Annotated in this window: 13 protein-coding genes; 6 read left to right on the top strand and 7 right to left on the bottom strand. The window is 52.2% G+C overall.

Going from position 1 to position 22071, the window contains the following annotated elements; all coding sequences use genetic code 11:
* Nucleotides 1-14: 14 nt before the first annotated feature.
* Together ACYVC2_RS28280 and ACYVC2_RS28275 are read right to left on the bottom strand one after the other, a co-directional pair.
* Entirely contained in the window at nucleotides 15-1565 is a 1551-nt protein-coding gene (locus ACYVC2_RS28280) for a DUF1800 domain-containing protein (protein WP_461108301.1), read from the bottom strand.
* A 199-nt stretch (nucleotides 1566-1764) separates the two neighbouring features.
* Complete coding sequence (locus tag ACYVC2_RS28275; protein ID WP_461108299.1) at nucleotides 1765-3039, bottom strand: MFS transporter; 1275 nt, start codon at nucleotides 3037-3039, stop codon at nucleotides 1765-1767.
* Between the two features lie 325 nt (nucleotides 3040-3364).
* Here ACYVC2_RS28275 and ACYVC2_RS28270 point away from each other — a divergent pair, with 325 nt between their 5' ends.
* The 4 genes from ACYVC2_RS28270 to ACYVC2_RS28255 all read left to right on the top strand — a co-directional run bounded on the left by ACYVC2_RS28270 (nucleotide 3365) and on the right by ACYVC2_RS28255 (nucleotide 7305).
* Nucleotides 3365-4498 (top strand): Gfo/Idh/MocA family protein, encoded by a 1134-nt coding sequence (locus tag ACYVC2_RS28270; RefSeq protein ID WP_461109720.1) that lies wholly within the window; start codon nucleotides 3365-3367, stop codon nucleotides 4496-4498.
* 99 nt (nucleotides 4499-4597) lie between these two features.
* A complete protein-coding gene (locus ACYVC2_RS28265; protein ID WP_461108297.1) occupies nucleotides 4598-5743 on the top strand; it encodes a Gfo/Idh/MocA family protein in 1146 nt (381 codons plus the stop codon).
* A 188-nt stretch (nucleotides 5744-5931) separates the two neighbouring features.
* Nucleotides 5932-6144 carry a four helix bundle protein gene (locus ACYVC2_RS28260; RefSeq protein WP_461108295.1) on the top strand — a complete coding sequence of 71 codons (213 nt, stop codon included), beginning with the start codon at nucleotides 5932-5934 and terminating at the stop codon, nucleotides 6142-6144.
* 108 nt (nucleotides 6145-6252) lie between these two features.
* Nucleotides 6253-7305 carry a sugar phosphate isomerase/epimerase family protein gene (locus ACYVC2_RS28255; RefSeq protein ID WP_461108293.1) on the top strand — a complete coding sequence of 351 codons (1053 nt, stop codon included), beginning with the start codon at nucleotides 6253-6255 and terminating at the stop codon, nucleotides 7303-7305.
* A gap of 219 nt (nucleotides 7306-7524) precedes the next feature.
* Here ACYVC2_RS28255 and ACYVC2_RS28250 read toward each other — a convergent pair whose 3' ends face one another.
* Nucleotides 7525-9411, bottom strand: a complete 1887-nt coding sequence (locus ACYVC2_RS28250) for a heparinase II/III domain-containing protein (RefSeq protein ID WP_461108291.1) — start codon at nucleotides 9409-9411, stop codon at nucleotides 7525-7527.
* Nucleotides 9412-9718: 307 nt separating this feature from the next.
* Between ACYVC2_RS28250 and ACYVC2_RS28245 the strand changes: the two genes are divergently transcribed.
* The gene (locus ACYVC2_RS28245; RefSeq protein WP_461108289.1) at nucleotides 9719-12889 is read left to right on the top strand and encodes a SusC/RagA family TonB-linked outer membrane protein; all 3171 of its coding nucleotides are present in this window, start codon (nucleotides 9719-9721) and stop codon (nucleotides 12887-12889) included.
* Between the two features lie 32 nt (nucleotides 12890-12921).
* The gene (locus ACYVC2_RS28240; RefSeq protein WP_461108287.1) at nucleotides 12922-14547 is read left to right on the top strand and encodes a RagB/SusD family nutrient uptake outer membrane protein; all 1626 of its coding nucleotides are present in this window, start codon (nucleotides 12922-12924) and stop codon (nucleotides 14545-14547) included.
* 202 nt (nucleotides 14548-14749) lie between these two features.
* Here ACYVC2_RS28240 and ACYVC2_RS28235 read toward each other — a convergent pair whose 3' ends face one another.
* The 4 genes from ACYVC2_RS28235 to ACYVC2_RS28220 form a co-directional block, all read right to left on the bottom strand.
* Complete coding sequence (locus ACYVC2_RS28235; RefSeq protein ID WP_461108285.1) at nucleotides 14750-15946, bottom strand: glucuronyl esterase domain-containing protein; 1197 nt, start codon at nucleotides 15944-15946, stop codon at nucleotides 14750-14752.
* A 70-nt stretch (nucleotides 15947-16016) separates the two neighbouring features.
* Nucleotides 16017-17543, bottom strand: a complete 1527-nt coding sequence (locus ACYVC2_RS28230) for a RagB/SusD family nutrient uptake outer membrane protein (RefSeq protein ID WP_461108283.1) — start codon at nucleotides 17541-17543, stop codon at nucleotides 16017-16019.
* A gap of 21 nt (nucleotides 17544-17564) precedes the next feature.
* The gene (locus ACYVC2_RS28225) at nucleotides 17565-21020 is read right to left on the bottom strand and encodes a SusC/RagA family TonB-linked outer membrane protein (protein WP_461108281.1); all 3456 of its coding nucleotides are present in this window, start codon (nucleotides 21018-21020) and stop codon (nucleotides 17565-17567) included.
* A 24-nt stretch (nucleotides 21021-21044) separates the two neighbouring features.
* Nucleotides 21045-22058, bottom strand: a complete 1014-nt coding sequence (locus ACYVC2_RS28220) for a FecR family protein (protein ID WP_461108279.1) — start codon at nucleotides 22056-22058, stop codon at nucleotides 21045-21047.
* Nucleotides 22059-22071 lie beyond the last annotated feature (13 nt).

The following is a 22071-nucleotide window of genomic DNA, read 5'->3' as shown; positions in this document are numbered from 1 at the left end:
GCAGTCGCAATAAGTTAAGTAATCTGATACAGAGCCGTACGAAACAGGTATTGCAAAAACGTAGTCAGTTTCAACTGAACGGCCTGCTTTTTGGCCGCGTCATTGGGATTGCGTACGTAATCATTCCACTCCGCCGTCCACTCATAGCGGGGCAGCGCATTTAGCAGAACCGTGTCGGTCAGAAAATCCCGCTGCGCCTGCGACAGTGATATCGCCAGCATTTGAGCAGTCATGTCATCGACCAGCTTTGCCGGATCGGTGGGGTCGGGCAGGGTTTTGGTATAAGCCAGTACATCGACAACGGCTTTGCCGTTCAGCTTCAGCGCATTGGTGGTCAGGGCATCGCTGAAGAAACCCCGCAGGCCGAGCGTGGTCGAGTTGATCCACTGCTGATAATAGCCTGTCTGATAGTAGGCCGTCCAGCCAAAAACCGTGGGCGGATTGAGGATTTCCTGCTGTTCCTCTTTAATTCGGGCGAAGATGTAATTGCCAATCTGGTAAAAGGCCGTAATGTTCTGTGTCGGATCGGGGGCCTGCAGACTCCAGAATCGCATGGTTCCTATGACCAGATCGGTGGGCGATTTGATGATGGCCCCCCGCAGGCTGTCGCTGAAAAAATGCTGACTCTGAAACAGGGCGGCCATGACTGGCTTGATTTCAAAATTACTTTTACGGAACAGATCGGCGAGGGGACGGATGAAGTTTGTTTCTACATCCGCCGAAATATCGGAATTGACGAACCAGACATATAGCCGGCGGCAGATGTAGCGGGGCGTTTCGTCGTTGCGCAGGATCATATCCAGCAGATCGTTCAACTCATCCAGACCGGCATTGGCCCCCGACCGTCCTTTGATCACCGTATTCTGATACGTAGCCGAGAATTTTTTATCCGTTGTGTCGTGCTTTGTCGCCCGAAAAGCACTGCTGATAGCCGCGGTAGTTGCGTCGCGGTAGCCAGAATCGGCCCAGCCCGTCAGCACCCTGGCGGCCGTCCGAACGTCATCTTCCGTATAACCGCCATTACGGCCAATAGTAAAAAGCTCCTGTAGTTCGCGGGCGTAGTTTTCATTGGGTGTACCTGCCACATTCTGATTACCATTTAGAAACCGGAGCATAGCCGGGGCCTGCGTAATGGCAACAGCAAACGCTTTGAAATTACCCAGGGCGTATTGCCGGAGCAGGGTGTTGTAGCGGTACATGTACCGGTAGTCGTTGACCGTCGCATCGTTCGTCACGAAATGATTCGACCAGAACAGAGTCATCTTCTCGAGCAGCGATACGGGCTGGTTAAGCATCAGATTGGCCCACCAGTACTTGACATACAGGTTGTATTTGCCCGCATTCGTCATGTCGAATGGCTGATCGGTAAACGGCTTGCTGGTGGTCAGGTCGAGCGGGGGCACGGGCGTTGGCTGATCGGCCAGAAGTTTCGCGACGATCTGAGCGGCCGTCTGGCCCGTCAGACTCTTAATCTGATCGGGCGTTGGGCCAAACGTGGCCCGTCGGAGCAGGTAAGCAACCTGATCTGCCGTCAGTGGTTTCGTATAGGTATCGAGTAAAGCCACAGAAGAGGATGTTGATTGAGCGGTACTCCGTTGACAATAAATATACCCATAAGGTTTAATAATACTTTCTGTAATTAACTGATTTTTAATGCATAACGTGTATAAATAGCCCGTCTGAATGCATACAAAAAGCCCTGAAACTACTCAGTTCCAGGGCTTTAAAAATTAGTGGTAAATACTTAAAAATTCTCTGTTGATTTTACAGTTGTGGCTGTTCCGCAACGAGCGTCTCGTCAACGGGGCCTTGCGGGCGGTTACGCAGCCAGAACCACAGGAGTGTAAACGCCACGATCAGCATGATAGGGAACGTCAGCATGGTAGACAGCGTAGCCTGACCAGCGGCTAATTCGCGCGCTGGGCCGGTCAGCCCCTTGGCAGTAGCGGCAGCGTGGTCGGCATCGATCCATCGGCCGATGATGGGCTGGAAAATAGACGTCGACAGCATACCCACTCCGCCGATAATAGACATACCTAATGCTCCGCTCAAAGGAACCCGCTGAGCCACAAACCCAATCATGGTCGGCCAGTTGAAACAAACGCCAAGACCGAAGATAACAGCGGCTAAATAGGCTACCGGACCTGTTACGGTACTGAACATATAAATGCCAATAGCGGCCAGAACGGCTCCGCCCAAAAGAACGCCTGTCTGACCAAATTGGGCCACAACCGGACCGGTGAAAAGGCGTCCAATGGTCATAACGCCGAACGTCAGGGCTAAAACGAGCATGGCATCAGCACCGCTGCTGCTTAAGACAACGGCTACCCACTGGTTCGGACCGAATTCGGTAATAGCGGTCAGGGCCATGCAGCAGAACAGGACAATATACAAAGGCGTCAGCATAGCCTGGAAGTTTTTTGCCAGCGACGTAACACCCTCCACTTTTGGCTTCGGAAAATCCTGGCCGAAGAACAGAAACGCATAAACCACCGTCGGCAGCATCAATACCCAAATCTGAGACTGCCAGGAAGCACCTGCATCGGTCATGAATTTGGAAATCAAGCTACCGATCACGATACCGCCAGGAAACCACATGTGAAACCGGCCCAGCATTTTGTTCAGCTTATTGCTGGAATACATATCGGCAATCATCGGGTTACAGGCCGCTTCGGTACAGCCATTTCCGAAGCCGATAAAGAAGGTTGAAAACAGGAGCCCGGTGTAGCCGCCCGCGTAGATGGTCAGTAAAATACCCAGGGTGTGAGCAACCACAGCAACCTGCATGATCAGTTTGGGACCTACCGAGTGATACACGATACCACCGATAACCATCGAAATGGGAAAGCCGAAAAAGAACATCGAGTTTATAAAGCCTAACTGCTCGCCCGACAAACCGAAATTGGTAGCGAGCTGGGGCAGGATACCGGCCCGGATACTAAACGAAAAGGCTGTCGTAATAATAGCCAGACAACTGGCAAGAAATAGCCTGGACGGATTGACCGTTGAATTAATAGGGTGGCTAATCGCTGGGTTCATTTTCTGTAAGAGGGGATTTAGTGTGTATTGACTTATCTGGTACGTTAAAGACGGCGCCTGGGATAAACTCCCCGTTTTGTCGTCGTTTTTGTGCAAAATTTCCGAAAAATAAGAGAAAACCGCTAATTTCCGGCCGCGAAAAAATAAAGGGATCGCAAGGTCGAAGCTTCGTTTCCGGATTAGAATTGGCGAATCGTGGCTTTCGGTTTACGTCAGCCAGCCCTAACCCGAAAACTGTCAGCTACATACAGTAAACCGACTACCGTACCCCTCTTTACTAACCTGTTTACACTCAACTCACTTACCAATGCACAGAAAATTGCGAATGGGTATGGTTGGCGGAGGTCTCGACGCTTTTATCGGCGCCGTTCACCGTCGGGCCGCCGGTTTCGATAACGAAATTGAACTGGTGTGTGGTGTCTTTAGCTCGTCGCCTGAAAAATCCAAAGCGGCTGGTTATGCCTACTACCTGCCCGAAAACCGGGTTTATACGTCCTTCGAGGAGATGATCGAGCGGGAGAAAAACATGCCGGAAGGCGAACGGATGGATTTTGTGTCGATCGTGACGCCGAACCACATGCACTTTCCCCCTGCTAAAATGGCGCTGGAAAATGGCTTTCACGTCATCTGCGATAAACCCATGACGCTCAATCTGGAGGAGGCCAAAGAGCTGGCCAAGATCGTTGAGGCATCGGGGCTGGTTTTCGGGCTGACGCACAATTATACCGGCTATCCGATGGTCAAAGAGGCCCGCGACATGGTGCGCAACGGCAAGCTGGGGAAAATCCGGAAGGTAGTGGTCGAGTACCCGCAGGGCTGGCTGTCGAAGAAGGAAGAGGATACCGATTATAAGCAGGCCATCTGGCGGACTGATCCGTCCAAGTCAGGAGCCGCGGGTTGCATGGGCGACATTGGTACGCATGCCGAAAACCTGGCTGAATACGTAACTGGATTGAAAATCAGTGAGCTATGCGCCGACCTGAGTACATTCGTTCCGGGTCGCCAGCTCGACGATGACGGAAACGTACTGTTGCGGTTCGAAGGCGGGGCTAAAGGTGTTCTGCACGCCAGCCAGATTGCCAACGGCGAAGAAAATGCCCTGAAAATCTATGTATATGGTGAACTGGGTGGGCTGGAGTGGCACCAGATGGAGCCTAATACGCTGAAGTATAAGACCCAGGAAGGCCAGCGCATCATCCGCCCCAACGTAGGTACCTTGTCGGCGTCGGCAGCAGCCCACTGGCGCCTGCCTTCCGGCCATCCCGAAGGTTTCTTTGAAGCCTTCGCCAACCTGTATCGCAACTTTGCCTATGCCGTGAAAGCACATATGGAAGGCCGCGACCCCGATCCGATCTACGACTTCCCGACAGTAAAGGACGGCGTACGGGGCCTGGCATTTATCGACACGGTGATTGCCTCCAGCCAGTCTGATGAGAAATGGACAAAGTTCGTTCAATAGATTTTGGTTAACACAGAAGCACGAAGACCATAGAAAATCAGCGCAAAGCCTTTGTCATCTCTGTGCCTCTGTGTTCATTTTTTAACAATCCCTAAATCAATGCAAAAAATCAATGTTGGTGTCGTTGGCACCGGATTTATTGGCCCTGCCCACATCGAAGCCCTGCGTCGCCTGCCGAATACCAATGTCGTCGCCCTTTGTGAAGTAACCCCCGAACTGGCGCGGCAGAAAGCCGATCAGCTGGGTATCGAGCGGGCCTGCACGTTCGAGGAACTGCTCAAGATGGACGATATCCAGGTCGTACACATCTGTACGCCCAACTTCCTGCACTACGCTCAGTCGAAAGCGGCCCTGGAAGCGGGTAAGCATGTCGTCTGCGAAAAACCACTGGCCAAAGACCTGCACGAAGCCGAAGAATTGGTCCAACTGGCCCAAAAAACGGGACTGGTCAATGCGGTTCACTTCAACCTGCGTTATTACCCACTAGTTCGGCAAATGAAGGTCATGCGGGAGAAAAATGATCTGGGCGACATTTATTCAGTCATTGGGTCGTATCTGCAGGATTGGCTCTTCTACGAAACGGATTACAACTGGCGGCTCGAACCCGACAAATCGGGCGATTCGCGGGCTATCGCCGACATTGGGTCTCACCTGATGGATAGCCTGGAATACATTACCGGCCTGAAAACCGTGGCGGTGATGGCAGATTTCAACACCATCCACAAGTTCCGGAAAAAGCCCCTGAAGCCGGTAGAAACATACTCGGGAAAAATGCTGAAACCGGAAGATTACGCCGATGTACCCATCAACACCGAAGACCATGCCAACGTGCTGCTTCGGTTCGATAACGGAAACAAAGGCGTTATTACGGTGTCGCAGGTGTCGGCGGGGCGGAAGAACCAGATGAAACTGGAGATTGCCGGCTCGAAAAAAACGTTTGCCTGGAATTCAGAAGCGCCCAATCAGATGTGGATCGGTAACCGCGACGGGTCGAACGAGTCGTTCCTGCGCGATCCGTCACTGGCGCATCCGGAAGCCCGGTCGGTCATGTCATTTCCGGGTGGGCACAACGAAGGCTTCCCCGATACGTCGAAGCAATTGTTTAAGGAAGTGTACGATGCAGTAGCGGCTGGCAAGCAACCTGAGAACCCGACGTATCCGACTTTCGCGGATGGGTACCGGGAACTACTGATCTGTGAGAAAATTCTGGAATCGAATCGGAAGCAGGCCTGGGTCGAAATCTAATGGTAAATGAATGATTGATAGAGTGAAAGAATGATGGAAGAGGAGCCAATTTCTTCGGGCAAAGAGGAGTTCATAGAAGAATTCAAACGGAGAACGAAAGCGTTCGTTTTACGGAGCATTCGTTTATTTCAGGCTCTACCGAAGAAGCTCAAATACTTGGTAAGCAGTTTCTACGCTCTGCTTCATCGGTGGGCGCCAATTATCGGGCAACGTGCCGCGCAAGAAGCAAAGCTGAATGTTATGCTAAACTAAGTATTACCGTCGAGGAAGCGGATGAGTCGCTATTCTGGATGGAAATCTTGAGCGAATCTAAGATCATTCCACTCAATCGGCTCGAGAACTTAATGCAGGAAGCGATAGAAATTATCAAGGTACTGTCAACAGCACGCAAAAACACGTGAGAACTAATTTGAAGTGAATGAGTGGTAATAAGACTGTGGCGACTGCATTCATAAGCAGCATAAAGTCGCTATCCATTCACTCATTCACTCATTCAAAATTGAACATTCATGAAAACAATGAAAGGCCCGGGCATCTTTCTTGCCCAATTCCTCGGCGATGCAGAACCCTTCAACAACCTGGAATCTATTGCCAGATACATGGCCGATTTAGGTTATAAAGGTATTCAGATTCCGACCTGGGACCCGCGTATGATCGACCTAAAGCAAGCTTCTGAAAGTCAGACCTATTGCGATGAGTACAAAGGCAAGCTGAAAGATATCGGCGTTGAAGTTACTGAACTGGCCACCCACCTGCAAGGGCAATTGGTGGCAGTTCATCCGGCCTATGGCCCGATGTTCGACGGATTTGGACCGGCTGAACTGGCGGGCAAACCCAAAGAGCAGCAGGCCTGGGCTGTCGATCAGTTGATCATGACGGCCAAAGCCAGCAAGAACCTTGGCCTGAAAGCCAGTCCGACGTTTTCGGGGGCGTTGCTGTGGCCATTTATTTACCCGTGGCCACAACGCCCGGCGGGTCTGGTCGAGACCGGCTTCGGCGAACTGGCAAACCGCTGGCTGCCCATCCTGAATGCATACGATGAAGCAGGAATCGATCTGGCGTATGAACTGCACCCCGGCGAGGACCTGCACGACGGTATCACGTTCGAGATGTTCCTGGAAAAAGTGAATAATCACCCCCGGGCGGGCATTAACTACGATCCAAGTCACTTTGTCCTTCAACAGCTCGACTACCTGCAGTTCATTGACTTCTACCACGACCGGATTTACGCATACCACGTGAAGGATGCCGAGTTTAACCCGACCGGTAAACAAGGCGTATACGGCGGCTACCAGGGCTGGGTCGAGCGCGCAGGTCGGTTCCGTTCGCTGGGGGATGGGCAGGTTGATTTTAGCGGCATTTTCAGCAAGCTGGCGCAGTACGACTATGATCGCTGGGCCGTTCTGGAATGGGAATGTGCGCTGAAACACCCCGAACAGGGAGCTGCCGAAGGAGCCCCGTTCATCGAAAGTCACATCATCCGGGTCACCGAGCGTGCTTTCGACGATTTTGCCGGTACGGGTGCCGACGAAACATTCAACAAAAAAGTATTAGGACTGTAAGCGAATCGACCGATTTATTCACGTAGTGCCGGATTGATAGATCCGGCACTATTTGTTTATTCACTATTAATGACTGGCTTTACAGCCCTTCCCTGGTTTCATCAGGAGGGATCATCATCCCGAAAAGTAACATAAATGAGCGACGATGTCTTTCTCTGGGGAATTCTGATTTACGAATTCGTAGTACGCGCGTCCAACAATAAATTCAGGCCGCCGACACTAGTGAGGCCAGCTTTGCAGAGACGGTAGGGATGGCGCTTTTTTTCCGGAAGACGATTCAGGAATCAGCCATACCGTCAGCGGAGTTTTTGTATGGGCGGGTAGCTTTACTTCGAAACCAACCCGTATCGTTCCTGGGTTGGGGGCATCGTAGTCATGTGGAGGTTCGGTCGACCAGGTTTTCAGTTCGATTTTGGCAGGTTCAGCCACCTCCAGCGTCAAGGTTTTTCCCTCTTTTGTCAGTAAGGCTTTGTTGTCGCCGAGTAATTTCACCGTCGCGGGGGTCAGCATTGTCCAGCGGACGGTTGCTTCAGTCGATGCGGTTTCCACTTCATCCCGAACCGCAACAAAAGATCGCTCGACGATTGCAACCCCTCGGTTTACCTTCGACAGTGCGGGTTCATAAAGCGACGTCAGATCGGTTGTTGCGTTCATAAACGCTGGATTGGCGCTGTGGTGAGTAATGGTTGCCTTGCCGCTTACACGCTGCAGTTCAGTATTGACCGTGAGCGTGTTATGAACAAAATTATTGTAACGGAATACCTGCCAGCGCTGCGAATCCTGCTTCGAATTCCATAAATCGACTTTTTTGGATTCCAGCGATTCATAATTCTGCATGCCAAAATCCATAGCCCACCGTACGCCATCGGCTTCCATAACGAACGAGCCGACATCCATGTGTGCATGACTGACGGATGGACTACCGGTTTTCAGGCTCAGGTAAATGGCATTTGGATCTGTCCAGGACGTACGCATGAGGGCTACCGGACTGCGGCCCCCGCCCACCCATAAAGACGCCGAAGGTTTGGTGATCTGATCCATCCGGACACCGTTGCTCCAAAGCATAACGGCCGGAAGAAGCCGGTTTTTTACATGTTGTTTAGCATCGCCACGTTCCAGATGGCTACGTTCGACCCACAGGAGCGACGGGTCGTTCAGTTTCTGAGCAAACCAGAACATAGCAGGCTGCAGCTCGGCATCGGAGCCAGAATCCGAGTAGTTAAACGGGTCGCCCGACGGGCCGGTCATGTGCTCCAGATAACCAGCCGTCTGGAGAAACCCCGGTTTTTGAGAAAGCCCGAAATCGGTACCCGCTAGTTTGTCAAGGGTGCTGATCAACAGTACGTTGAAGCTGGTGCCGTATCCCCAATAGCTGTATCCTTCGGGATAAGCGCCGGTCGGGTTATAGTCTTCCATGGGTAACGTCACGGACTCGGCCGCACGGCTAATGATGCCTTTAGCCAGCTCAGGCTGATCCTCATAAATGGCCATCGCGCCATAGGCCATTCCGGCGTTACAAACCTGGTTCCAGTTGTTGGTTATTTTCAGCCAGTGATTGTATCGGGTATCCAGCGACGGCTCGATCCCTTTTTTAAGAATAGCCTCTTTAATAACCGACCGCGATTGATTGTTTAAGCCATTGTAAAGCCAGTCATAGCCGATCGAAACGGCCATCGTCATTTCTGCCACATCCAGAAAGTGGGAGGGGTTCCAGTCACGGAACGAACTTAGCGCCAGTAATTCCTTCTCGGCTCGTTTCAGGTACTTGTCCTGTTTCGACAGTCGCCAGGCGTAAGCTAGAAAAAACACCCGGCGTAGTCCTTCCCGCGAGGTACTCAACAGCCGGCGCCCGATCTGAATACGTTCCAGAACCGGGGCTTCCAGCAATGCATCACATTCGGTCAGTAGATTACGGTGCAGTTGTGCCCAGGTTTTGTCCGAATCTATCGTTCGCTGGATACGCTCTTCTTCGCCCTTCAAAAGCAGAATCCGTGGATGGTCGGGAAACTTTGTCAGCGACCCAGCGGACGTAAGTTGTGCCGTTGCCGGCAAATGGCACAGCAGTAAAAAGATAAGAACGTGTAACACTACCCAATTCAGTTTCATGACGTTGGCCGACTGTAAACAAGACGATACAAAGGCATAAGACCCGGTTCGACCTAAGTTACCTATGCGGCAGTAAGTAAACCAGCTTTTCAATAATGAATGGACAGGAGGCTGCTTTCAGGCTTCGGCTTAATTGCCCATTTGTTACATAGACTTTCGGGTAATCGATAGTAAAAGCAGGGTTTAATCCGCTTTTAATGCAGTTCCTAAATGGCTCTTTCGTTCGGTCCTGCACAACGAACAACGTATCTGCAGTAAAATAAACGCAATCGACAACGGGTCATAACCCTTTAAACCAAATTACTCAATGAAGAAACCAATACGTTTTTTGATTCACCTTAAGGCCACCTGTCGAATCATCTGTTTCCAGGCAGGGCTGGTGGTCTGTGGCACTGGGCTGGTAGCGGCTGGTGCGTCTGGTGTAGCGGCTGGGCAGCATATTGTGGCCGACCAGCCGGTTTCCGGGAAAATTACTGATGAAAAAGGTGACGCCCTGCCGGGGGTGAGCGTGGTGCTGAAAGGAACGACACGGGGAACTACCACTGATGCTGGCGGGCAATACAAGCTAACGGTTCCTGGCGGAAATGCCGTGCTGATCGTCAGTTTTGTCGGCTACGTCCGGCAGGAAATCGAGGTCAACAACCGGTCGGTGGTCAATGTGCAGTTGCTGAACGACGATAAAGCGCTGGAAGAAGTCGTGGTAGTGGGCTACGGTACGCAGAAAAAAGTAAACCTGACCGGCGCCGTCTCGACCGTCGATTCCAAAGCGTTGCAATACCGGCCCACGGCCACCCTCGCCAATGCGCTGCAGGGCGTTACTCCCGGCCTGACGATTACGCGCCAGAGCGGGCAGCCCGGCAGCCAGGGCATTCGTTTGCAGATACGGGGCGTTACGTCGGCCAATGGCAACGTCGACCCGCTGGTACTGCTGGATGGGGTGAGCGTTCCCATTGCGACCATGACCACGCTCAACCCCAACGACATTGAAAGCATCAGTGTGCTGAAAGATGCCGCAGCAGCCGCCATCTACGGGGCGCAAGCCGCTGGGGGTGTTGTCCTGGTCACGACCAAAAAAGGTAAATCCGGAAAGGTAACGTTCGATTACCTGGCCCAGTACGGTACCGACTGGGCCATCAACGTACCGGGTCGGATGAGCCTGATGGATGAAGCGTTGTTTGCCAACCTGGCCCGCAAAAACTCGGGCAGTGCGCCTGAATACACGGACGAAGACCTGCAGCGCATTCGCGATGGCATTCCGTACGTCGTCAATCCAGCCGACACGGGTACGTATCTGTATTACAACCAGCAGTCCTTGACCGACCAATTGTTGCGGAAATACACATCCATGAAAACCCATAACTTCACGGCACGGGGTGGCTCGGATAAAGTAAACTTCCTGGTGTCGGCCGGGTATTACGAAAAGCAGGGGGTTTTCAAAGTAGGGCCTGATAATGCGAAACGGTATAACCTGCGGCTGAACCTGGGCGCTCAGCTGACCAAACACCTTACGCTCGATACACGCCTGTCGTATACGCTGGAACGTATACAGCAATCGTCTACAGGCGCTGACGGAAGCGGGCTGTTGTATCAGGTTTACCGCCTGCGAACGCGAACGCCGTTTTTTACCCCCGAAGGTCGTTACAACGGAGCTGGATCGGCCGCTACGGCCTACGGACTGCTTGAATCCGGCGGCTATAATAACCGGACCAACCGCCAGTTCGATGGCGTGGCGAACCTCCAGGCGGCTAATTTCGTAAAAGGGCTTACGCTACGGGCCATTGCCGGCGTACAGTACCGGCCAGCCAATCAGCAGCTGTTTTTCCGGACGGTGCCGCTATGGGGTAAATCCCGGATTTTAAGCTATGCCAACAATCCAAACTCGTATCAGGTAGCCAATGAGCTGGTGCGGAATACGAACCTTCAATTCCTGGCTACGTATGACCTTAAAGTCGGCGAGAAACACAATTTCACCGTACTGGGTGGCTATCAGTGGGAAGATTATCGGGAGGAGGGCGTAACGACCGCATCGACTAACCTGGTCAGTAACGACCTGCCCACGCTGAATCTGGGCGACGACAAAACCAAGAGCAACAGCGAGTACGTACGAGCACGGGCTTTCCAGTCGGTCTTCGGCCGGTTCAACTATAACTACGATGGAAAATACCTGTTTGAAGCGACTATCCGGCAGGATGAAAGCTCCAAGCTGGCACCAGGTCTGCGCACCAAGATTTTTCCGTCGGTTTCGGCGGGCTGGAATCTCCAGCGCGAAAGTTGGTTTGCACAAGCCTTGCCCGTCTTTACCGAGTTCAAACTGCGGGGTTCGTGGGGCCGTCTGGGGGGCGCTCTGGGCGACAACCTCGGCTATTATGATTACCTGAGCCAGCTCAGTCGCGGGTCGGGCCTGGTATTGGGCGATTCCCGAGCATCGTATATTTATCAGAATTCGATTCCATCGGCTGCCTTGTCGTGGGAAACGATTGAAACCAGCGACATCGGTGTCGACCTGGGCTTCTTCCAGAACAAGCTTCAATTTACGGCCGATTATTATGCCAAATACAACCGGAACATGCTGACGCCTATGCAGTTGCCGGCCACGATTGGCGTTGGTACGCCCCGGCAGAACAACGGCGAACTGAAATCATGGGGCTGGGAAACCGAAGTGCGTTACCGCGGCCAGATTGGCAAAGATTTTACCTACTCGGTAGCCGCTAACCTGTCGGACAACAACAATAAACTGCTGAGTTATTCGGGCCGGAATGTGATCAACGCGGGTACGAACAACCTGGTTGAAGGGTATCCGATCAATACCATCTGGGGCTACCAGACAGCCGGCTATTTTCAAACCTCCGACGAGGTGAAAAACTGGGCGTTCCAGGATAACCGGACGGGCGCGGGCGACGTCAGATATATTGACAAAAATGGCGACGGGCGGATCACCGTTGGCAAAGGATCGGCGGCTGATTACGGTGACCTGATGTTGCTCGGAACGACCACGCCCCGTTACCAATACGGCGTTACGTTGAGTGCACAGTGGAAAGGCTTCGACCTGACCATTTTCATGCAGGGCGTGGGAAAACGAAGCTACCGTCCCACAACAGAATCCATTGCCCCACTGCTCGTTACGTGGAAACAGGCCCTGGCCATTCATAACGATTACTGGACGCCCGAAAATCCAAACGCGCTGTATCCACGCCCCTATGTAGGCGCTACGCACAATTACCTGGCTTCGGACAAATGGACGCTCAACGCCAGCTACATCCGGATGAAAAACTTACAGTTTGGTTATACGCTGCCCAGCACCTTAACCGAGAAAGTGCGCATCACGCAGGCCCGGTTTTTCTTCTCCGGTCAGGATTTGTTCACTATCTCGGGTCTGAAAGCCTTCCAGGGCTATTACGACCCGGAAACCCGCGATAATGTCGAAAATGATTATCCGTTTTTCGCAACGGCTTCACTGGGCCTGAACATCTCATTTTAATCGATTGCTAGTCGTAGAACGCATCAAAAAATATGAAAACGATTCTTAAATACGTCGCTATTCCACTGAGTCTGCTGGTTGGGTTGCCGGCCTGCGAAGTGGAGCGACTTCCCGAAACAGCCATCAGCGACCAGACGTACTGGCGCTCGGAAGGCGATCTGAAATTTGCGGCCAATTACCTATACACGTTTTTACCCGCTTGGTCAACCGAAGATGTTTGGTCGGATGATGCATTTGGCCTGGCCTCCAACAACATTAGTGATGGGTCACGGTTAGCTCCGGCTACCGATGTTGCTAGTTACAATAACAACTACAATCTGATCCGGGCGGCCAACAATATTATCGAGAAAGCGCCCCGAACAGCTGCCAGTACCGCTCAGTCAGTCATTGATCGATACACGGCCGAAGCGCGGTTTTTTCGGGCCTGGGGCTATTTCTACCTGGTACAACGGTATGGCGACGTGCCGCTGATTCTGAAAACGCTGGACGAAACAGCGCCTGAATTAAATGCACCCGCCAGTCCGCGGGCCGTTGTCATCGACCAGATTTATCAGGACCTGGACTTTGCCGCCCAGAAGTTACCCACGCCGACGGTACTGGGAACGGCGGATTTCGGTCGGATCAGTAATACCGCTGCGCTGGCTTTCAAAGCACGGGTTGCTTTGTTTGAAGGAACGCGATCTAAATACCATAATTATGGCGAGCCTACGAAGCACCTCAAAGCGGCCGTGGAGGCTGCCAAAGCGGTCATCGACAGCAAACAGCACGACCTGTTTACAGGCTCGTACTTCGATCTGTTCCAGTTGGCAGGGGAAGGTCGGCAGAACCGGGAAAACATCATTGTCAAGCAGTACGGGGTGTCGCTGACGGAGCGGGTCCTTACGCATAGCTACTACCGGAGTTCGTTGGAAACGGGTAATCTGAATCCAACCAAAAGTCTGGCGGATTCGTATCTGATGAAGGATGGATTGCCCATTACCAAGTCGCCCCTGTACAAAGCACCCGTTGTATCGACGGATGTGTTTGTGGACCGCGACACGCGCATGAGTGAGACGATCATGAAGAAAGGCGATCCGATGATGACGACCAAACCCGTCTTCGACATTGCCCCGCTGGTATTCAACAAAACCGGGTTTATGTTCCGTAAAACGTCCAATATCGATGACTGGAATACGCAGGCCTCAACGATCGACCGGCCGATACTTCGCTATGCCGAAGTGCTGGTGACCTATGCCGAAGCGCTGTACGAACTGAACGGTGCGATTAGTGATGCCGATCTGGACCTAACCGTAAACCGCCTTCGTCAGCGGGGTGGCGTCGCGAAGCTAACCAACGCCTTTGCTACCACGAATGGCCTGTCGATACGGGACGAGATTCGCCGGGAACGGCGCGTGGAACTGGCTCAGGAAGGGTTCCGGTACTGGGATTTGATTCGCTGGAAAACGGCCGAGGTTGAACTACCCAAACCTGTACTCGGGAATTATTTCTTCAAAGCCGAATTCGGAACTGTAACCTCCGTTCGACTGACATCGGATAATTTCATCCTGGTTCAGGAAGCCAGCTTCCGCAAGTTCGATCCGAATCGGGATTATCTGTGGCCCTTGCCCATCAACGAGATTGCGCTCAATCCGACGCTGAAGCAAAACCCAAACTGGTGAGGTCGTTCAACCGGTCGACAAGCCGGCCGCATTCATTATAATTTTTGTAAGTCAGTAAAGCGTAAACCCACGTCAGTCGATCACTGACGTGGGTTTCGCTTGTGTAAGAGGGCCGGAGATCATTCGAATCTTCGTGCTGCATCGGTTGTCGGGTCAAGAGCGATTTTTATTCTCCAGCCGTTCACTGGATGAACGAGCTTGCTTACTTTTTAAAATGAAAGCTGGCAAATTTTATAAAATTACTCCAGTCATAAGCCGTCAAGTTGTGTTCACCTTCCCGGTTATGGTAGCCCAGTGGAGAACGGACAATCGGGTGGTTTATAGCAGGCGGGCTAGACGGAAGTGTCGATTTCATACCGTATAGGGCATATACCTTCTCGGCATGTTTCAAGGACAAAAATGTTCCTGTAGGGTCGGCCCAGAGATCATTGGAGGCATTGGTCGCATACAGCGGTCTGGGCGCAATGCTTGCAATCAGCATATGCTGATCGAAGGGTAAGGCATCTTCATTATTATTGAATTTTTTATAATTGCTGGTAAACCAGTGCGGAAAAACGGTATTGATCCGGCTTATCGTTTCGCCAAATCGCCTGTGGGAGAGAGCCGCCCCCGAATTACCCGAACAATTCGTAGCGCAAATCGCAAACCGCCGATCTTCGGCAGCTGCCCACAACGAGGCTTTTCCACCCCTGGAATGTCCGACGACCACTACTTTCCTGGCGTCTATAGCGGCATCTTTCTCAAAATAATCCAGTACACGGCTGGCGCCCCAGGCCCAGGCCCCAATGGCCCGCATGCCATCGGTGGCGGTCAGTTGTTCCGGGTAAAGCTGAAGCACACCGTTGACGTATTTAGCCGTATCATCGGGAGCCAGGTCGCTTACGTGAAAAGCAGCCACGGCATAGCCACTGTCGATGACCATTTCGGCAGGCCAGAAGTCACTCTTTTTCGCCCGGGTAGGGTCCGTATTATCTTTACCCCGGTTATTGATTAACAGAAATACGGGTACGGGTTTCTTCTGCTGATTCGGTACGAAAAGCACAAGGTTTATTGTCAGGGTCTTATTGTTTCGGACCACCTCGATAGCTACCTCTTTTAGCGTTGCTTTTCCCGCCATCGCACCCGTGTTTTCATTTTTTACCGAGTACGTAAGCCGGTCGTAGGCTTTGGGCATTTGGCCGTACACATTCTCTTCAAAAAGTTTTATGATTTCCGGCCGTCTGACCGTTTCCCACGTTTTTTTATCCCGTACGGCCTGGTTCGTCGTTGTTTTCAGTACGTCTGGTAAGGTGTAGGGCGGAACTTTCGATTCGTCGTAATTGGCCACAAAGCCATTCTGGGCCTGCGCCCGGATGAGCAAAGCGAAAAAAAAGAAGGTAAAACTCCTTAAATAGGGCATAAGAGTAGAGTAATGGCGCAACAAGTTAGACATACAAAGTTCCTCCTGCGTCTGTACGATAAACGAAAGATTACTGGAAAGCCGGGTAACCTGGGTTCTGCGTCAATGATTTATTGACATCCCGGGCCGATTGCGGTATGGGTAACAGAATTATTTTCTGCTGTACCCAGGGCTTGGTTGCAACCTGAATTTTGTCGTAATCGGCCCGGTTAGCTTTGATGAAATCCAGGAAACGGCCTCTCCGGTTGAGGTCGGAAAAAGCGCCCGGAGATTCCCAGATAAACTCCATCCGCCGTTCGTAAAATACGGCATCCAGAACTTTGTCTTTGGCCAGATCGAGGGGTTTCGGATCTAATTTGGCCCGGCTTCTTACCAGATTTACCTGCGTCATAGCCTCCGCTGAGCGACCTATTTCGTTGAGCGCTTCGGCGTAGTTCAATAATACTTCAGGATAGCGAATAATCGGTGCATTGATTCCAGAAGCTACCAGGGAGGCCTCCTGCCAATATTTGGTAACGATATAGCCGGTTTTTGTGTACGGGTTGGGGAAAGTTGATGGCATAACGAACCCCGGCATTTCCGGATGGGCCTCGCCGGGGCCAATGATCACCCCGTAATAACGCTGGTCTTTTATCTTGCCCGTTTGATCCCGTTCAATGGCGTTGATCCAGCTTGTTTGCGGCACAAAATTACTGTTGGCGGCCCGGCCGATGTAGGCAGCCGGCGCCCCCCGGGGTGCCGATCGAACGTCGAGCCCATTGCCTTCGCTGCCATCGCTAACAGACGAATACTGGGTTTCAAAGACAATTTCTTTGTTGTTTTCATTACTCTTCAGGAACACGCTTCTGAAATTAGGCAGTAGACCATAAATGCCCAGGCCAATGATCGCTTCGCTGGTGGTGACGGCCTCCTGGTATTTCTGTTGCCATAGCTGAGCCTTTACCAGAAAGGCCAGAGCCGCTCCTTTCGTGGCCCGACCGATGTCGCCACCACTCCAGGTCGCGGGTAAATCGGTGACTGCTTCGCTTAAATCCGTTTCCACCTGCTTCCAGATGTCGGCAGCCGACGCGCGCGGGATATCCAGTTTGGACGATGCGGTGAGCTCGGTAGTGATTAGCGAAACGCCCCCAAAGTAATTGACCAGCCGGTAGTAATATATGCCCCGCAGGAATTTTGCCTGGGCCAGAATCGACGCCTTCACCTGGGGCGTAAGGCCTTCCATTTTAGTGACTCGTTCAATGACGAAGTTGGCCCGGCTGACGCCCTGAAACAGCGCTGAATACAGCTGCCCAATATACAGGTTATTCGCCGGCAAACTCAGCATCTCAAGCTCGACACGGGGCGTGTTCTGATCCTGCTCGTACAAATCACCGCTCATCGTCCAGTCGAGATTGGCCGCATCGACGACATTGCCAAAGGTCGACTCCGACTGTAACTGCCCATATACCCCAATCAGGGCAGACTGGGCATCCGCTTCTGTCTGGAAAAAATTAGCGTCTGTCAGCACATCCGTTGGGATGACGCTCAGGAATTTATCGCCACAGGATGTCATGGCTATCAGAAACATGATAACGCTGACGTTTAGTAGTGTTTTCATTTCGATGTTGGCTGCAATGGGTTAAAAAACAATATTGACTCCTCCCGTTAGTGTTCTTGGCATCGGGTAAATTCCTGTGTCTATACCCGAGTTCAGCGGATTGGCGCTACCCACCTCCGGGTCGAAACCGGTATACTTGGTGAAGGTGAACAGGTTTTGGGCCGTAACGTATACCCGTAAGCTTTTGATAGCGTTATGTGTCACTTTACGTATGACGGCTGGCGCTATATTGTACCCCAATACGACATTGCGCACCCGCAGGTAATCGCCATTTTCGACGTAGAAAGACGAAGCATTGGAATAATTTCCGTTGGCATCCGTGTATTTCAACCCAGGCTGATCGTTGATACCGCTGCCCGGCGTCCAATGGTTCAGAATGTCTTTCACGCCGTTGATGATCCCGTTTCCGTTGTAATATTTCATCTGGTAGTTCGTGATTTTATTGGCGTGATACAGCTGCGAGCCGGCTATACCTTGCAGCAACAGATTGAAGTCGAAGCCTTTATAGGATAACTCCGCGTTTATCCCATATGTCAGGTCGGGCCAGGGTTTACCTAGTTTCACTTTATCGGCATCGGTTAAGGCGCCGTCGCCGTTTACATCCCGGTATTTAAAATCGCCGGCGATGGCATTGGGCTGAAACGTTTTGCTGATCTCCTGACTGGTCTGATAAATACCATCCACGATGTAGCCCCGGTAATAGCCGATGGGTTCGCCTACTTTTGTGTAAGTCATCGTCATGCTGGAACCGGCCAGGGTCGGGCCCACAATAGGCTGACCGACGCCCAGGCTGATGACCTCATTTTTCAAGGTCGTTGCATTGGCACTGACGTTGAAACGGAAGTCTCCCACTTTACTCCGATAGCCAAGTAACAACTCTATTCCCGTGTTTCGCACCTGTCCTCCATTGACGCTCGGCGCATTCTGAAAACCCGCTTCCAACGAAACCGGCAGGCTGATCAACATGCCGATGTTGTCTTTTTTGTAGTAGTCAGCGGTTAAATACAGTTTATCGCCAAAAAACGAAGCGTCGACGCCAATGTCCAGTTGCTGCGTGGTTTCCCATTTGAGATCGGCATTGCCCGGCCGCACCAGGGTCGAGCCGATAACAATGGGTTGGTCGCCGGTTCCCAGAGTGTAATTATCGGCCGAATTGCCGTTTCGAATGGTACTCAGATAGCCGAATGCCGGAATGGCATCATTGCCAACCCGGCCCCAGCTGGCACGGATTTTCAAATCGTTGACTACGTTGTTGAGCGGAGCCATGAAAGACTCCTGTGAGAGTCGCCACCCACCCGATACGGCCGGAAAATAGCCCCACTTATTGTTAGGGCCAAAGTTGGAAGATCCATCCCGGCGCAGGCTTGCCGAAATCAGGTATTTATCCTTGAAGTTATAATCGATGCGGCCAAAGTAAGAAGCTAATGTGGCGTTACTGTTGGTGCCGCTGGTAGTACGCAAACTAACATCGCTGGCGTTGATCACCTGTAAGGCTTCACTCAGGTAACCATTGCCCGTCGATAAAATCATATTCAGTCGGTTCTTTTGAGCGCTCTGGCCCAATACGGCCGAAAACGAATGGTCGCCGACTTGTTTGGCGTAAGAAAGGGTGTTTTCAACCAACCAGTTGAATCGGTTGTCGAACCCTTCCGACAGGGTGGCCCGTGGGTGTACATAAAACCCGCGTTGAATTTTGCCTTCCCAGGAACGGGATCGGTTGAAGTTGGCGTCGATCCCTACGCTGGTTCTGAACTTCAGGCCCGTCCGGATTTCGTATTCGCCAAACGTACTGCCGTAAATTCGGGAGCCAAATAATTTGTTATCGATCGAGTTGGCTTTCAGTAAGGGATTGTCTCCGTTGCTGGTATAATACACCCCATCTCCAAAGAAAGGAGCATCTTTGGCCAGAGTCGGAAAAAACTGTTGGGCCAGGTTAAAAATACCACCCTGCAACGGGTCCGTATTCTGCCCTTTTGTTTCGGTACTGGCAAATGCCAGCGAACCGCCAAAATTTAATTTGTCGCCAGCCTTCAGATCGGCGGTAGCCCGGGCTGTATACCGTTTGTAATAGGTTTCGATCATGGTTCCTACCTGATCGTTATACCCCAGGGAAAGGCGGGCTTTCAGATTTTTGGTTCCTCCCGAAATACTGAGGTCATAATTCTGAACCGGTGCATTCCGGAAAATAAGCCCAATCATGTCCGTCCCTGGTCCAAACGAGGCAGGATTGGCCCATTCCGGGTTTGGTTTTATGCCCGAATTTGCCGCCAGTTCGTTAGCCATGGTGGCAAACTCCTGAGCGTTTAGAAACGCTGGTTTCCGCCACAGTTGAGCGACGCCGGATGATGCATTGACTGAAACAACGGCCGCCCCTTCCTTGCCGCGTTTGGTCGTCACCAGAATAACGCCATTGGCACCGCGTGAACCGTAAATAGCCGCCGAAGCCGCATCTTTCAACACTTCAATAGATTCGATGTCGTTCGGGTTAAGAATCGACATGGCGTCGATGCTGTTGGAACTGCCCGGAACAGACGTGCTTTCGCCGGTCATAGGAACCCCATCTACTACGTATAAGGGTTGATTGGCCCCCGTAGTACCGACGCCCCGGATGCGGACCGAACTGGCGCTGCCGGGTGCTCCGCTGGTCTGCGTTACGTAAACGCCGGGTACCTTTCCTTCGATAGCAGATGTGAAGTTGCTGGTATTTACCTTTTGAAGATCGCTGGAACTGACCGATGAAATAGCCCCGGTCAAATCCCGTTTTCGCTTCGTGCCATAACCAACGACGACGACTTCATTGAGTACCTGATTGGAAGGAGTTAGTGAGACGTTCAGTTCGGTCTGGGTTCCGGTCAGGATTTCGCGGGTCTCGAAGCCGATAAAGCTGAACACCAGCACCGCGTTGGCATCGGGCACCTGAAGTCGGTAGCGACCGTCGGCATCGGTGGTGGTTCCTTGCTGAGTACCTTTCAGGGTGATACTGACGCCCGGTAGTGCCTGCCCATTGGTACCATCCTGAACGACGCCCTGAATCACCTTCTCTTTCGGCAAACTGGCCGGAACCGATAGGGAGGGCATAGGTACGTCGGCTGACCTGCCTGCTACAGCCACTGCTATAGACGGTACGGCCGGAACACCTGCCAGCACGACATACCCGCCTGTTTTCATGCGCTTGAACGCCAGACCGAATGGCGTCAGTAGATCGGTTAACACGGTTTCGACAGGACCATCGAACCGCAACCGACTTTCGGGAATGCTGAACGGATCGAGGGAACGGCCCTCGTAAAGAATGTTGACTTTATACTGGTTTTTTACCGCTGTCAGCGCTTCTCGCAGGGATCGGTAAGTTAGCTGCCCGACCGGACCATCCGGCTGGGTGAGCCGACCGGCGCGCGCCAGTGTCTGGGCCTGACAGACAGCGCCCAGACAGCCTGCCAGCAAACAACTAAATAGCAACAGACGTACTAATTTCTTCATAAGAGTAGAGGAATGAAAGACTAGTTATTTAGGAAGTTGGGAGAAAATGACCCGGTCGCGCTGGCGGGTCACGCGGATGGATAATAGCTCTTCCAGCGCATTCAGCAGTTCATCGACGTGTGTAACGCTGTACGTACCCGAAACCTGCCTTTCGGCCAGCGATGCCTGTTTGATTTCTACTTTAAGACCAAAATCATCCTGAATCATCTGCCCGATCTCGGTCAATGGCGTATCGTTGAAAACGTACTGTCGATTTTTCCAGGCACTAAAGTCGTTTGGGCGGGACGAGGTAGTAAGCTTCAGCGCCTGGTTACGGTCATCAAGCGTTACTTTTTGTCCGGGAACCATCATCAGTGTTTTTTCAGTCTGCCGGCCAGGCTGATAATGCAGCTTCACTTTACCATGTATGAGAACCACCCGGGTTGCCCGCCTGCGGGCCAGCACGACAAATTCGGTTCCCAGCACTTCGATATCGAGCTGCCGGTCGGTATGAACGACAAACCGGCGATGATCGCTCAGGTGCGTTACCCTGAATTCGGCCTCACCCGTTAAAAAAACATCCCGTTGCGAGCGGTCGCTTAGCCATCCAAATCGAAACAGGCGCAACACCGAGTTTGCATTCAACACAACCCGACTGCCATCGGGCAACTCAAGTGTTTGTATTTGTCCGTTATGGGTAGCGTATGTTTTATACAAAAGTGAGGTACGAAACAGCCAGCCGCCAAGTAGCAGCATGGCCAGGCAGGCAGCGGCCAGCCAGCTGGCCCGAAACTGACGGAACAAAGGTTTGACTGGTACGTCGGCTTCGGTGGCAGACGTTGCCGGCTGAGCGCCTGCCAACCGGCGTCGGAAGCGGTCCAGACCTGCCGTCACGTCGGCCACGTACTGCGGATGGGTGGTTTCCCACTCCATCAGGGTTTCGTAGTAAATGGAGCGGTTACGAGTGTCCTGTAACCAGTCTTCGATGAGCTTACGTTGCAGAGCCGTTACCCTTCCGGCGTGATAATCAAGCAAAAGTGCTTTCGTAACTTGATTCATCTCTAAGAGGATT

This window comes from Spirosoma koreense (assembly GCF_054777875.1).
The sequence above is the reverse complement of the archived record's forward strand: the minus strand, read 5'-3'. Positions and strand labels throughout refer to the sequence as shown.